Origin of the sequence: Streptococcus sp. 9.1(2021) (assembly GCF_030466425.1) — a bacterium.
Classification (GTDB): Bacteria; Bacillota; Bacilli; order Lactobacillales; family Streptococcaceae; genus Streptococcus; species Streptococcus wuxiensis.
In genome coordinates this window covers 188,327-202,913 of the sequence record NZ_JAGQFU010000002.1, presented here as the reverse complement: position 1 = coordinate 202,913, position 14,587 = coordinate 188,327, and the positions used below count along the sequence as shown (strand labels likewise).

9 protein-coding genes are annotated in these 14,587 nt (G+C 42.5%); 6 read left to right on the top strand and 3 right to left on the bottom strand.

Features of this window, described 5'->3' with window-relative positions:
• Nucleotides 1–421 precede the first annotated feature (421 nt).
• Nucleotides 422–2,113, bottom strand: coding sequence for an arginine--tRNA ligase (gene argS, locus KBU52_RS06665; protein WP_254724856.1), 1,692 nt, complete (start codon nucleotides 2,111–2,113; stop codon nucleotides 422–424).
• A gap of 153 nt (nucleotides 2,114–2,266) precedes the next feature.
• On the opposite strand from argS, the gene argR reads away from it, so the two are divergent.
• Both argR and mutS read left to right on the top strand, forming a co-directional pair.
• Nucleotides 2,267–2,713, top strand: coding sequence for an arginine repressor (argR, locus tag KBU52_RS06660; protein WP_004250715.1), 447 nt, complete (start codon nucleotides 2,267–2,269; stop codon nucleotides 2,711–2,713).
• Between the two features lie 46 nt (nucleotides 2,714–2,759).
• A complete protein-coding gene (gene mutS, locus KBU52_RS06655) occupies nucleotides 2,760–5,294 on the top strand; it encodes a DNA mismatch repair protein MutS (protein WP_254724855.1) in 2,535 nt (844 codons plus the stop codon).
• A 39-nt stretch (nucleotides 5,295–5,333) separates the two neighbouring features.
• Here the strand turns inward: mutS and KBU52_RS06650 are convergent, their stop codons facing one another.
• Both KBU52_RS06650 and KBU52_RS06645 read right to left on the bottom strand, forming a co-directional pair.
• Nucleotides 5,334–5,792 carry a DUF3021 domain-containing protein gene (locus tag KBU52_RS06650; RefSeq protein ID WP_254724854.1) on the bottom strand — a complete coding sequence of 153 codons (459 nt, stop codon included), beginning with the start codon at nucleotides 5,790–5,792 and terminating at the stop codon, nucleotides 5,334–5,336.
• Nucleotides 5,789–6,229: a LytTR family DNA-binding domain-containing protein gene (locus KBU52_RS06645; protein WP_254724853.1), complete on the bottom strand. Its 441-nt coding sequence runs from the start codon at nucleotides 6,227–6,229 to the stop codon at nucleotides 5,789–5,791. Before KBU52_RS06645 ends, KBU52_RS06650 begins: the two co-directional genes overlap by 4 nt.
• Before the next feature lie 343 nt (nucleotides 6,230–6,572).
• Here KBU52_RS06645 and rpsL point away from each other — a divergent pair, with 343 nt between their 5' ends.
• From rpsL to KBU52_RS06625, 4 genes are all read left to right on the top strand, one after another.
• Nucleotides 6,573–6,986: a 30S ribosomal protein S12 gene (gene rpsL, locus KBU52_RS06640; protein WP_001142332.1), complete on the top strand. Its 414-nt coding sequence runs from the start codon at nucleotides 6,573–6,575 to the stop codon at nucleotides 6,984–6,986.
• 19 nt (nucleotides 6,987–7,005) lie between these two features.
• Nucleotides 7,006–7,476 carry a 30S ribosomal protein S7 gene (rpsG, locus tag KBU52_RS06635; RefSeq protein WP_004250722.1) on the top strand — a complete coding sequence of 157 codons (471 nt, stop codon included), beginning with the start codon at nucleotides 7,006–7,008 and terminating at the stop codon, nucleotides 7,474–7,476.
• Between the two features lie 429 nt (nucleotides 7,477–7,905).
• Nucleotides 7,906–9,987: an elongation factor G gene (gene fusA, locus KBU52_RS06630; RefSeq protein ID WP_049495285.1), complete on the top strand. Its 2,082-nt coding sequence runs from the start codon at nucleotides 7,906–7,908 to the stop codon at nucleotides 9,985–9,987.
• 113 nt (nucleotides 9,988–10,100) lie between these two features.
• Nucleotides 10,101–14,495 carry a PolC-type DNA polymerase III gene (locus tag KBU52_RS06625; RefSeq protein WP_254724852.1) on the top strand — a complete coding sequence of 1,465 codons (4,395 nt, stop codon included), beginning with the start codon at nucleotides 10,101–10,103 and terminating at the stop codon, nucleotides 14,493–14,495.
• Nucleotides 14,496–14,587 lie beyond the last annotated feature (92 nt).

Sequence of the window (14,587 nt, the reverse complement as noted above, 5' to 3'; positions counted from 1 at the left end):
TTTCTATCGAAAGACTAGTGAGGCGCCTAGCCAAAGTCCGAATAGGATTTGGCGTTAGTTACTTAGCTTACTTAGCAATAAATTAATTTAATAGATTACGACATGCATCCAAATAAGTCGATATTATTTATTTGGATGCATTAGTAAGGCGTTTAGGCAAATCGCCTCATTTACGACGTCGTGGCCCCTAAATCGATTATATTTAGGGAGCTTGACTAGTGAAGCAGTTAGCTAGTCCGCATAAAAGCGGCTAGCGTCTAACAATTATGAATTTTAGTTACAGTCACTTGAAGATTACGACGTCTTTCGGTAGAAATCGATAATATTTCTATCGAAAGACTAGTGAGGCGCCTAGCCAAAGTCCGAATAGGATTTGGCGTTAGTTACTTAGATTGCTTTGCAATCAAGTAACTTTGGCGAGTTACATCTTCTCTGGCGCCTCTACACCCAACAGACGAAGCGCTTCTTTGAGGACGACTGCTGTTGCATAGCTAAGGGCTAGACGGCTATCGCGTTCTGGACTTTCATCTAAGATACGAGTGTGGGCATAGTATTTGTTAAAGGCTTGAGCTAAGCTGATTGCAAATTTAGCGATGATAGAAGGTTCGTAATTATCAGCTGCACGTTTAATAATACGTGGGAAGTCTTGAATTAGCTTAATGATTTCCCAGCTTTCAACATCGTTCAAGCTATAGTTGGCACCTGCTTCAGGTTTGAAATCAGCTTTACGCAAGATTGATTGGATACGAGCGTAGGCGTATTGAACATAAGGGCCAGTCTCCCCTTCGAAGGATACCATAGCTTCAAGGTCGAAGTCATATCCATTTGTACGGTCAGTTTTAAGGTCATAGAATTTAATGGCCCCAACCCCAACAGCATGAGCGACCTGGTCTTTGTTTTCAAGTTCTGGATTTTTGGCTTCGATCTGCGCTTTAGCACGGCTGATGGCTTCTGCAACAGTTGGTTCTAGCAAGATAACATTCCCTTTACGAGTAGAAAGTTTTTTCCCTTCTTTTGTAACCAAGCCAAAAGGAACATGGACAATATCTTGGCTCCAATCGTAACCCATCTCTTGAAGAACTGCCTTGAGTTGTTTAAAGTGAGCTGATTGCTCTTGACCAACGACATAGATTGATTTGGCAAATTGGTATTCGTTTTTACGGTAGAGGGCCGCAGCCAAGTCACGTGTGATGTAGAGAGTTGCACCGTCAGATTTCTTGATAAGAGCTGGGTGTTCAATTCCATATTTTTCGAGATTAACAACTTGAGCACCTTCTGATTCGACTAATAGTCCTTTTTCAGAAAGGATGTCTACAACTGCATCCATTTTATCATTGTAGAAGGCTTCTCCGTTGTAGCTGTCGAATTCAACTTGTAGCTCATTGTAGAGACGGTTAAATTCTACCAAGCTTTCATCGCGGAACCATTGCCAAAGAGCGAGAGCTTCCTTATCGCCGTTTTCAAGTTTGCGGAACCATTCGCGTGCTTCTTCATCCAAACTTGGGTCGTTCTCAGCTTCAGCATTGATGCGGACATAGAGCTTAAGGAGTTCGTCAATTGGATGAGCCTTAACTGCTTCTTCATTACCCCATTTCTTGTAGGCAACAATCAACATCCCAAACTGTTTACCCCAGTCTCCCAAATGGTTGACCTTGACAGTTTTATAGCCGATTTTTTGGAAGATATGTGACAAGCTGTCTCCGATAACTGTTGAACGAAGGTGACCGATTGAAAATGGTTTAGCGATATTAGGGCTAGACATGTCAATGACAACATTTTCTTGATTGCCAATCTCTTGGTCAGCGTAGTGCTCTTTTTCAGTGATAACGTTTTGTAGAACTTGACCAGAAATTGCAGCCTTATCAAGGAAGAAGTTGACGTAAGGACCCGTTGCTACAACCTTTTCAAAGGCTTGACTATTGATCTTTTCAGCGATGTCAGCAGCAATCATTTGAGGAGCTTTACGTTCGACCTTTGCCAATGAGAAGGCAGGGAAGGCGATATCTCCCATATCTGAGTTTTTAGGTGTTTCTAGTAAATTTAAAATAGCCTCTTGGTCCAGGCTATCAATGACGCTAGCCAACTCGCTAGCAATCAATTCTTTTGTATTCATTTAGGGCTCCTTTAGGGCTTTTCTACTATTTTATCATAATTTACTACATTTTTTTTGAAAGAAGAGATATTTTTTGAAATATCCAGTTTTTTTGATATAATGTTCTTACTAAAAAAATGTAAAATGTTATAAATATGCAATCGAAAGGATCTTATGAGAAAAAGAGAACGTCATCAGCTCATCAAACGAATGATTACAGAAGAAAAATTAGGAACTCAAAAGGAAATTCAAGATCGATTGGAAGCCTGTGATGTCTTTGTGACACAGACGACCTTATCCCGTGATTTGCGAGAGCTTGGCTTAACCAAAGTTAAAAAAAACGATGTTGTCTACTATGTGCTAGCAAATGAGACAGAGAAGATTGATCTGGTCGAATTCCTATCACATCACTTAGAAGGTGTTGCAAGAGCCGAATTCACCTTGGTTCTCCACACTAAACTTGGAGAAGCATCCGTTTTAGCCAATGTAGTAGATTCAAATAAAGATGGGTGGATCTTAGGTACTGTTGCCGGAGCGAATACCTTATTGGTTATCTGTAAGGATCAACATGCAGCTAAAGTCATGGAAGAACGCTTGCTAGAGTTAATGGAAGATAGATAAGGTCTTGAGAGCTTCTCTCAGGACTGTTTTTACAAGGAGAGAGTAAATGACTACTGAAAAATTATCACCTGGTATGCAACAGTATGTGGATATCAAAAAACAATATCCAGATGCTTTTTTGCTTTTTCGTATGGGTGATTTTTATGAGTTGTTTTATGAAGATGCAGTCAATGCTGCACAGATACTAGAAATCTCACTAACCAGTCGCAATAAAAATGCTGAAAATCCGATTCCCATGGCTGGAGTTCCTTATCATTCTGCCCAACAGTACATTGACGTTCTAGTTGAACGTGGCTACAAGGTTGCCATCGCTGAACAGATGGAAGACCCTAAGCAAGCTGTTGGTGTCGTTAAGCGCGAGGTTGTTCAGGTCATTACACCAGGAACAGTGGTTGATAGCAGTAAGCCAGATAGTCACAATAACTTTTTAGTGGCTATTGATCGTGAAGGTTCCCAGTATGGACTAGCCTATATGGACCTGGTTACAGGTGATTTTTATGTAACGGGATTATCCGATTTCTCCCTAGTCTGTGGTGAAATCCGCAATCTCAAGGCTAGAGAAGTAGTGGTTGGCTACGACTTATCTGAAGCAGAAGAACAGATTCTCAGCCGTCAAATGAATCTAGTACTTTCCTATGAACAAGAAACATATGAAGACGTTCATCTGTTGGATTCAAGATTGGCGCCCATTGAAAAAGCTGCCAGTGGAAAACTTCTCCAGTATGTTCATCGGACGCAGATGAGAGAGTTGAATCACTTAAAACCTGTTATTCGTTATGAAATCAAAGATTTCTTGCAGATGGATTTTGCGACCAAGGCTAGTCTTGATTTGGTTGAAAATGCTCGCTCAGGTAAGAAACAAGGGAGTCTGTTCTGGTTGCTAGATGAGACTAAAACTGCAATGGGGATGCGTCTTCTACGTTCTTGGATTCAACGTCCTTTGATTGATAAGGACCGCATCCTTGAACGACAGGAGGTTGTGCAAGTCTTTCTGGATTATTTCTTTGAGCGCAGTGATTTAACGGAAAGCCTCAAGGGAGTCTACGATATCGAACGTCTGGCTAGCCGAGTATCTTTTGGAAAAAGCAATCCTAAAGATCTTTTGCAATTAGCGACTACCTTAGCTAGTGTTCCACGAATACGCGCAATATTGGAGGGAATGGAGCAACCAGCTCTAGCTTATCTAATTGAACAACTGGATGCTATCCCAGAGTTGGAGAATCTCATTAGTGCAGCCATTGCCCCTGAGGCACCTCACGTGATTACCGAAGGTGGTATTATCCGAACGGGCTTTGATGAGACCTTGGACAAATACCGTCGTGTGCTGAGAGAAGGGACCAGCTGGATTGCTGAGATTGAGGCCAAGGAAAGAGAAAACTCTGGCATCAATACTCTCAAGATTGACTACAATAAAAAAGACGGCTACTATTTCCATGTAACCAACTCGCAGCTAGGTAACGTACCAGCTCACTTTTTCTGCAAGGCTACGCTGAAAAACTCTGAGCGATTTGGGACAGAGGAATTGGCGCGTATCGAGGGAGAAATGTTAGAGGCGCGTGAGAAATCAGCAAACCTAGAATACGAAATCTTTATGCGTATTCGTGAGGAGGTTGGCAAGTATATCCAACGTCTACAGGCTCTGGCTCAAGGAATCGCTACTGTCGATGTCTTGCAAGGCTTGGCAGTAGTTGCAGAAAAACAACACCTGATTCGACCAGAGTTTGGGCAAGAGTCGCGGATTGATATCCAGAATGGTCGTCACGCAGTTGTTGAAAAGGTAATGGGAGCTCAGACCTATATTCCAAATAGTATCCAGATGGATGAAGATACTAGCATTCAACTAATTACAGGTCCGAACATGAGTGGGAAGTCAACCTACATGCGTCAACTAGCCATTACAGCGGTTATGGCTCAGATGGGTTCTTATGTCCCCGCAGAAAGTGCTCGACTGCCAATTTTTGATGCGATTTTTACCCGTATCGGTGCGGCAGATGATTTGGTTTCAGGTCAATCTACCTTTATGGTAGAGATGATGGAAGCTAACAATGCCATTAGTCATGCGACAAAGGATTCATTGATTCTTTTTGATGAGCTTGGTCGAGGAACCGCAACTTATGATGGTATGGCTCTAGCCCAGTCTATTATCGAGTATATCCATGAGCATATTGGTGCCAAGACTCTCTTTGCCACGCACTACCATGAATTAACCAGTCTGGAAGCTAGTCTTGAACATCTAGTAAATGTACATGTGGCTACGCTTGAGCAAAATGGTCAGGTCACTTTCCTTCATAAGATTGAACCAGGTCCAGCAGACAAATCGTACGGTATTCACGTTGCTAAGATTGCAGGATTGCCAGCAGACTTGCTAAAAAGAGCGGATGCGATTCTAACTCAACTAGAGAGCCAAGGTCAGGAAAATCCAATCTCTATCAACCAAAGGAATGTTGTCAATGAGCAAATGTCTCTCTTTGATGAAAAAGAAGAAAATCCTATCCTAGCAGAGTTGGCCCAAGTAGATGTGTACAATATGACACCGATGCAAGCCATGAATCTCTTATTAGAGCTAAAACAAAAATTATAAGCAAAAACCCACTCCGTTTTGTGAGTGGGTTTTTAGGTCTTATTTTTTCTGAGCTAATAGTTGGTTGATGTGGGCAACCTTCTTTGATTCTCTCTTATAGAGAACAACCCAGATGATGAGGTAGACGATTGCAAACTCTGGGATGAGTTGAAGGATGAAAGTCCAGTGAAGAGGGAACCAGCCTGCTAGGATTGCTAGAGGTACAAAACCTAGCAACATAAGGAAGAAGTGAGTGACAGTCGCACGAAGAAGGCTCCAATCTTGAGCGAATAGACGGCTACCAAAACTAAAGAGGACTCCAATAGCTGACCAGATAAGCAGACAGTAAAGTAAGACGAGTGATCCATGCACCTGATGTTGGGTCATGAATTGCCCAATTAAAGAGTTGGGGCTGAGAGGTGCGTAGTTACTTGGTGAGTGGATAAAAGAAAAGATAATAGATAGGATGAGGCCGATGAGGATACCAGTTGTGGCATCGTGAAATACTTGTTTTTTCATAGTTCTAATTTCTCCTTAATAGTTTTGAGGTAACGGCGAGATGAGTAGGTGAAACTTTCGTTTTTAAGATAAATTTCAATCAAGCCGTTAGAGGTTAGTTTTAGATGACTAATTGCATCAATGTTGACAATTTCCGATTGGGAAATTTGGATAAAGGAAGCAGGTAGAATTTCACTTGCTTGGTAGAGACGAATGTCAAGTGCATAGGTTTGGCTATCCGTCTCGGCCAGAACCTTACGATTTTCAATGTATACACGCTGAATCTTGCTAATCTGAATCAAGTAGACCTGGTCTTGGAATTTTCCTTTGATGGTTTCTTTTTGATCCAGGGATTGTACAAAGTCCTGAACCTTTTGAACTCTAGGGGACAAGGTCGGTGCCTCTATGATGATTTGCTCTTCGGTGTATTGCTGATCAATATCAAGTCTGAGTTTCATAATTTCTCCTTTATAAAGTTGTAATAGAGATCTCTTACTTACAAATCTATTAAACACCATTTTGTCGACAAATACAAGAAGCTCTGTCTATGTGGTCGGTTGAAGAGTCTATCTGGTAGGTGACCGTTTTCAAAGAGATTTTAGAGCAAATAAGTCAAAAAATAAGAAGAAATATATTGACAAAAATAGAAAAAACGTGGTACAATGTTAGACGGTACTTTTTACTTTTGGTCTCTCAAGAGTGTACAGGGACGTGCTGACAAATGTTGCAAAAGTACACACAGATGATAGCTGTCACCAAGTGTATCATCACCAAAAATAAAAAAAACACAGGAGAATGTAGATGCCTACAATTAACCAATTGGTTCGCAAACCGCGTAAATCAAAAGTAGAAAAATCTAAATCACCAGCTTTGAACGTTGGTTACAACAGTCATAAAAAAGTTCAAACAAACGTTTCTTCACCACAAAAACGTGGTGTAGCAACTCGTGTTGGAACTATGACACCTAAAAAACCTAACTCTGCCCTTCGTAAATTTGCTCGTGTACGTTTGAGCAACCTTATCGAAGTTACTGCTTACATCCCAGGTATCGGACACAACTTGCAAGAGCACAGCGTGGTGCTTCTTCGTGGTGGACGTGTAAAAGACCTTCCAGGGGTACGTTACCATATCGTCCGTGGTGCACTTGATACTGCAGGTGTTAACGATCGTAAACAAGGCCGTTCTAAATACGGTACTAAACGTCCAAAAGCATAAGGAAAGGGGATAAAGAGAAATGAGTCGTAAAAATAGAGCTCCAAAACGTGAAGTATTGCCAGATCCGCTTTACAATTCACAATTAGTTACTCGTCTTATCAACCGCGTTATGCTTGACGGTAAACGTGGTACAGCTGCTTCAATCGTTTACGGTGCTTTTGAGCAAATCAAAGAAGCTACTGGTAACGATGCACTTGAAGTATTTGAAACAGCTATGGAAAACATCATGCCTGTACTTGAAGTACGTGCACGTCGTGTTGGTGGATCAAACTACCAAGTCCCAGTTGAAGTTCGTCCAGAACGTCGTACAACACTTGGACTTCGTTGGTTGGTAACAATTGCTCGCCTTCGTGGTGAACACACAATGCAAGACCGTCTTGCAAAAGAAATCTTGGATGCTGCTAACAACACTGGTGCAGCAGTTAAGAAACGTGAAGACACTCACCGTATGGCTGAAGCTAACCGTGCCTTCGCACACTTCCGTTGGTAAGATTAAGATACTAAGGGCGTTAGAAAAGCGACTGAAAATTAGGAAGCTTAACGAAGAATCGAAGATTCTAGGAAAGCTTATCTATTTTCCGAGCTTTTAGCCCGAGTTCAATTATGATACCAAGAGCGGCAAAGGCCCAAGGCAAAAATAGGAAACTGATGCAGTGTTCCGTGAACACAAAGCAGTTTATCTTTTTTGCACCGGGCCTCGCTCGGGTTCAAATCAGTTAACTTGAGCTTTTAGCCCGGGTTCAATTGAGCTAATATCGGCTAACTAACTATAGCCCGAGTACAATTCAACTTCCCATCTCACGAGTTGAAACCAACTAAACAAGATAAACATTGAGAACGGGTGGGTCCTGCCTATCCGTTTTTATTGAAATCGTGTTATAATAGAATAGAAATAAAAAATATAGGAGAAACAAACCTCATGGCACGCGAATTTTCACTTGAAAAAACTCGTAATATCGGTATCATGGCCCACGTCGATGCTGGTAAAACAACTACAACTGAGCGTATTCTTTACTACACTGGTAAAATCCACAAAATCGGTGAAACTCACGAAGGTGCGTCTCAAATGGACTGGATGGAGCAAGAGCAAGAACGTGGTATCACTATCACATCTGCTGCGACAACAGCTCAATGGAACAACCACCGCGTAAACATCATCGACACACCAGGACACGTGGACTTCACAATCGAAGTACAACGTTCTCTTCGTGTATTGGACGGTGCGGTTACAGTTCTTGACTCACAATCAGGTGTTGAGCCTCAAACTGAAACAGTTTGGCGTCAAGCAACTGAGTACGGAGTTCCACGTATCGTATTTGCCAACAAAATGGACAAAATCGGTGCTGACTTCCTTTACTCAGTAAGCACACTTCACGATCGTCTTCAAGCAAATGCACACCCAATTCAATTGCCAATCGGTGCTGAAGATGACTTCCGCGGAATCATCGACTTGATCAAGATGAAAGCTGAAATCTATACTAACGACCTTGGTACAGATATCCTTGAAGAAGATATTCCAGCTGAATACCTTGAACAAGCTCAAGAATACCGTGAAAAATTGGTTGAAGCAGTTGCTGAAACTGACGAAGAATTGATGATGAAATACCTCGAAGGTGAAGAAATCACTAACGAGGAATTGAAAGCTGGTATCCGTAAAGCGACTATCAACGTTGAATTCTACCCAGTACTTTGTGGTTCTGCCTTCAAGAACAAGGGTGTTCAATTGATGCTTGATGCGGTTATCGACTACCTTCCAAGCCCACTTGATATCCCTGCGATCAAAGGTATCAACCCAGATACAGATGAAGAAGAAACTCGTCCAGCATCTGATGAAGAGCCATTTGCAGCTCTTGCCTTCAAGATCATGACTGACCCATTCGTAGGTCGTTTGACATTCTTCCGTGTTTACTCAGGTGTTCTTCAATCAGGTTCTTACGTATTGAATACTTCTAAAGGTAAACGTGAACGTATCGGACGTATCCTTCAAATGCACGCTAACAGCCGTCAAGAAATCGACACTGTTTATTCAGGTGATATCGCTGCTGCCGTTGGTTTGAAAGACACTACAACTGGTGACTCATTGACAGATGAAAAAGCTAAAATCATCCTTGAGTCAATCAACGTTCCAGAACCAGTTATCCAATTGATGGTTGAACCAAAATCTAAAGCAGACCAAGATAAGATGGGTATCGCCCTTCAAAAATTGGCTGAAGAAGATCCAACATTCCGCGTTGAAACTAACGTTGAAACTGGTGAAACAGTTATCTCTGGTATGGGTGAACTTCACCTTGACGTCCTTGTTGACCGTATGCGTCGTGAGTTCAAAGTTGAAGCGAACGTAGGTGCTCCTCAAGTATCTTACCGTGAAACATTCCGCGCTTCTACTCAAGCACGTGGATTCTTCAAACGTCAGTCTGGTGGTAAAGGTCAATTCGGTGATGTATGGATTGAATTTACTCCAAACGAAGAAGGTAAAGGATTCGAATTCGAAAACGCAATCGTCGGTGGTGTGGTTCCTCGTGAATTTATCCCAGCGGTTGAAAAAGGTTTGGTAGAATCTATGGCTAACGGTGTTCTTGCTGGTTACCCAATGGTTGACGTTAAAGCTAAGCTTTACGATGGTTCATACCACGATGTCGACTCATCTGAAACTGCCTTCAAGATTGCTGCATCTCTTGCACTTAAAGAAGCTGCTAAGACTGCACAACCAGCTATCCTTGAGCCAATGATGCTTGTAACAATCACTGTTCCAGAAGAAAACCTTGGTGATGTTATGGGTCACGTAACTGCTCGTCGCGGACGTGTAGATGGTATGGAAGCACACGGTAACAGCCAAATCGTTCGTGCTTACGTTCCACTTGCTGAAATGTTCGGTTATGCAACAGTTCTTCGTTCTGCATCACAAGGACGTGGTACATTCATGATGGTATTCGACCACTACGAAGATGTACCTAAGTCAGTACAAGAAGAAATCATTAAGAAAAACAAAGGTGAAGAATAATTCACCGTCACTTTAAAAGAAGTCACTTTGTGGCTTCTTTTTCTGTTTGGTAGAAATAGCTAAAATTGCTTCAAATATGGTAAAATAGAAGGAGTATATTGTGAGGAAAATGGATGTCAACCACTTTTGAAATTTTAATGAATCAGTTGGGTATCCCCGCTGAGATAAGAAATCATGAGGCCTTCTCCCAGGCTGAAATTGAACAAGTTATTGTACACAAGCAAAGTAACATTTGGGAGTTTCGTTTTGTCTTTGAGAATATTCTGCCCTTTGAACTCTTTTTAGCATTGAAGAAGGGATTGAAAGAAGAATTTTCAAAAACAGGAAATCAAGCGACTTTCGAGATTAAAACGAAAGATCAAGATTTTTCAAGAGAGCTTTTACAGGCCTACTATCGGGAGGCTTTTTCAGATGGCCCTTGTTCTAGTCAAGGCTTTCGAACCATGTATCAGGATTTTCAGGTTCGATTTGAAAATGATCAGTTGATTATTGAGGCCTCTGAAGCAGCAGATACAGAGCATTTCAGAAAAAACCACTTGCCAAATCTTAGCGAACAACTTGAACTCTTTGGTTTTCCTAAGTTTACATGCCATTTAGAGAAAAATGAAGATTTGACAAAGGAAGAGCAGGAAGCTTTCCATTCTGAAAATCAAATGATTGTTCAGGCTGCCAATGATGAGACCCTTCGAGCTATGGAACAGTTAGAACAGATGGCACCGCCTCCTCCAGTTGAGGATAAACCTGTCTTTGATTTCCAAGCCAAGAAGGCAGCTGCTAAGCCTAAACTCGACAAGGCAGAGGTAACTCCAATGATTGAGGTCAATACCGAAGAAAATCGACTGGTTTTTGAAGGGGTTGTCTTTGATGTGGAGCATAAAGTGACTAGAACGGGTCGTGTCTTGATTAATTTTAAGATGACGGACTATACGTCTAGTTTCTCCATGCAAAAATGGGTCCGAAACGAAGAAGAAGCTCAGAAGTTTGACATCATTAAGAAAAATTCATGGCTCCGTGTTCGTGGAAATGTCGAGGTCAATAATTTCACACGAGATTTGACCATGAATGTGCAAGATGTGCAGGAAGTTGTTCACTATGAACGTAAGGACTTGATGCCAGAAGGTCAGCGTCGCGTTGAGTTTCATGCCCATACCAATATGTCGACTATGGATGCTCTTCCTGAGGTTGAGGAAATCGTTGGAACAGCAGCAAAATGGGGCCACAAAGCAGTGGCAATCACAGACCACGGCAATGTTCAGTCTTTCCCTCATGGATATAAGGCAGCCAAGAAAGCTGGTATTCAGCTCATTTATGGAATGGAAGCCAATATCGTAGAAGACCGTGTTCCTATCGTCTATAACGAAGTGGAGATGGATCTTTCTGAAGCTACCTATGTAGTCTTTGACGTGGAAACGACTGGTCTATCAGCTATCTATAATGACTTGATTCAGGTGGCCGCTTCCAAGATGTACAAGGGCAATATCATTGCTGAGTTTGATGAATTTATCAATCCTGGGCACCCCTTATCAGCCTTTACAACTGAATTGACAGGGATTACTGATGATCATGTAAAAAACGCTAAACCCTTGATTCAAGTTCTGAAAGAATTCCAAGAATTCTGTAAAGATACCGTTCTTGTAGCCCATAATGCAAGCTTTGACGTTGGTTTTATGAATGCCAACTATGAGCGTCACGGTCTTCCAAAAATTACTCAACCTGTCATCGATACGCTAGAGTTCGCTAGAAATCTCTATCCAGAGTACAAGCGACATGGTTTGGGACCCTTGACCAAACGTTTTGGTGTTGCCCTAGAACACCACCATATGGCCAACTATGATGCGGAAGCAACTGGCCGTCTGCTCTTTATCTTTATCAAAGAAGTAGCAGAAAAACACGGTGTGACGGACTTGGCACGATTAAACCTTGATTTAATCAGTCCAGATTCATATAAAAAAGCTCGTGTCAAGCATGCGACAATCTATGTGAAAAATCAAGTGGGCTTGAAAAATATCTTTAAGCTGGTTTCCCTCTCTAATACCCAGTATTTTGAAGGAGTCCCACGGATTCCACGTACGGTGCTGGATGCCCATCGAGAAGGTTTGATCTTAGGTTCAGCCTGTACAGAAGGGGAAGTCTTTGACGCAGTCGTATCACAAGGTGTAGATGCGGCAGTCGAAGTAGCCAAATACTATGATTTTATCGAGGTGATGCCTCCAGCTATCTATGCGCCTCTGATTGCCAAAGAGCAGGTCAAGGATATGGAGGAGCTTCAGACCATTATCAAGAGCTTGATTGAGGTCGGAGACCGTCTCGGTAAGCCAGTTCTTGCGACAGGGAACGTCCACTATATCGAACCTGAGGATGAGATTTATCGCGAGATCATCGTGAGAAGTCTCGGTCAGGGTGCCATGATTAACCGAACGATCGGCCATGGAGAAGCTGCCCAACCAGCTCCGCTACCAAAGGCACATTTTAGAACAACTAATGAAATGTTGGATGAATTTGCCTTTCTAGGAGAAGATTTGGCTCGTAAGATTGTCATTGAAAATACCAATGCCTTGGCAGAAATCTTTGAGCCTGTTGAGGTCGTTAAAGGCGACTTGTATACACCTTTCATTGACAAGGCTGAAGAAACGGTCGCTGAATTGACCTACAAGAAAGCTTTTGAAATCTATGGAAATCCACTCCCAGATATCGTTGATTTACGGATTGAAAAGGAACTAACCTCTATCTTGGGGAATGGTTTCGCCGTGATTTATCTGGCTTCGCAAATGCTAGTGCACCGTTCAAACGAACGGGGTTACTTGGTTGGTTCACGTGGGTCTGTTGGATCCAGTTTCGTTGCGACCATGATTGGAATTACCGAGGTTAATCCGCTTTCTCCTCACTATGTTTGTGGTCAGTGTCAGTACAGTGAGTTTATCACGGATGGTTCCTACGGTTCAGGCTTTGATATGCCCAATAAAGACTGTCCAAACTGTGGCCACAAGCTCAGCAAGAATGGACAGGATATTCCTTTCGAGACCTTCCTTGGTTTTGACGGGGATAAGGTTCCCGATATCGATTTGAACTTCTCAGGTGAAGACCAACCGAGCGCCCATTTGGATGTTCGTGATATCTTTGGGGAAGAATATGCCTTCCGTGCAGGAACGGTTGGTACGGTGGCTGCTAAAACAGCCTATGGATTTGTTAAAGGTTACGAGCGTGACTATGGCAAATTCTACCGAGAAGCCGAAGTTGAGCGCCTAGCCCAAGGAGCTGCTGGTGTTAAACGTACGACCGGTCAGCACCCAGGAGGAATCGTTGTTATCCCTAATTATATGGATGTCTATGACTTCACTCCAGTACAGTATCCTGCAGATGATGTCACTGCTGAATGGCAGACCACTCACTTTAACTTCCACGATATCGATGAGAACGTCCTCAAGCTCGATGTCCTAGGGCATGATGATCCGACTATGATTCGCAAGCTCCAGGACTTGTCAGGTATTGATCCAAATGATATTCCTATGGATGATCCTGATGTCATGGACCTTTTCTCAGGTACAGATATCCTTGGAGTGACCCCTGATCAAATCGGGACTTCAACTGGTATGCTTGGTATTCCAGAGTTTGGTACTAACTTTGTTCGAGGGATGGTGGATGAAACCCATCCGACGACCTTTGCGGAGTTGCTTCAGCTTTCTGGTCTGTCTCACGGTACCGACGTATGGTTGGGAAATGCCCAAGATTTGATTAAGGCTGGAATAGCGGACCTATCAACCGTTATCGGATGTCGGGATGACATCATGGTTTACCTCATGCACGCAGGTTTAGATCCAAAGATGGCCTTTACCATCATGGAGCGAGTGCGTAAGGGATTGTGGCTTAAAATCTCAGAAGAAGAGCGCAACGGTTATATCGAAGCCATGAAGGCCAATAATGTGCCTGAGTGGTATATCGAATCTTGTGGAAAAATCAAGTACATGTTCCCTAAAGCCCATGCGGCAGCCTACGTTATGATGGCCCTTCGCGTGGCCTACTTCAAGGTTCACCATCCGATTTATTATTACTGTGCTTACTTCTCCATCCGTGCTAAGGCCTTTGATATCAAAACTATGGGAGCAGGCTTGGATGCCATTAAACGTAAGATACAAGAAATTGCTGAAAAGCGTAAGAACAATGAAGCTTCCAACGTAGAAATTGACCTCTACACAACACTTGAAATCGTCAATGAGATGTGGGAACGTGGCTTTAAGTTCGGCAAATTGGACCTCTATCGCAGTGATGCAACTGAATTCATCATCGATGGAGATACCCTCATCCCACCATTTGTTGCTATGGATGGACTGGGAGAGAACGTTGCCAAGCAACTGGTTCGTGCCCGTCAAGAGGGAGAATTCCTCTCTAAAACAGAACTCCGCAAGCGTGGAGGACTTTCCTCAACCTTGGTTGAAAAAATGGATGAAATGGGCATTCTCGGCAATATGCCAGAGGACAATCAGTTGAGTTTGTTTGATGATTTGTTTTAAGAAGGCAGATTAGCCCCAATTTAACAGAGATGTTTGATAATTAAAAAAATAACAGGACATTGGACAATCCTGTTATTTTTTAATTGTGAACA

Coding starts and splice junctions, on each gene's coding strand:
- argS (WP_254724856.1), bottom strand. CDS start 2,113: ATGAATACAAAAGAATTGATTGCTAGCGAGTTGGCTAGCGTCATTGAT.
- argR (WP_004250715.1), top strand. CDS start 2,267: ATGAGAAAAAGAGAACGTCATCAGCTCATCAAACGAATGATTACAGAA.
- mutS (WP_254724855.1), top strand. CDS start 2,760: ATGACTACTGAAAAATTATCACCTGGTATGCAACAGTATGTGGATATC.
- KBU52_RS06650 (WP_254724854.1), bottom strand. CDS start 5,792: ATGAAAAAACAAGTATTTCACGATGCCACAACTGGTATCCTCATCGGC.
- KBU52_RS06645 (WP_254724853.1), bottom strand. CDS start 6,229: ATGAAACTCAGACTTGATATTGATCAGCAATACACCGAAGAGCAAATC.
- rpsL (WP_001142332.1), top strand. CDS start 6,573: ATGCCTACAATTAACCAATTGGTTCGCAAACCGCGTAAATCAAAAGTA.
- rpsG (WP_004250722.1), top strand. CDS start 7,006: ATGAGTCGTAAAAATAGAGCTCCAAAACGTGAAGTATTGCCAGATCCG.
- fusA (WP_049495285.1), top strand. CDS start 7,906: ATGGCACGCGAATTTTCACTTGAAAAAACTCGTAATATCGGTATCATG.
- KBU52_RS06625 (WP_254724852.1), top strand. CDS start 10,101: ATGTCAACCACTTTTGAAATTTTAATGAATCAGTTGGGTATCCCCGCT.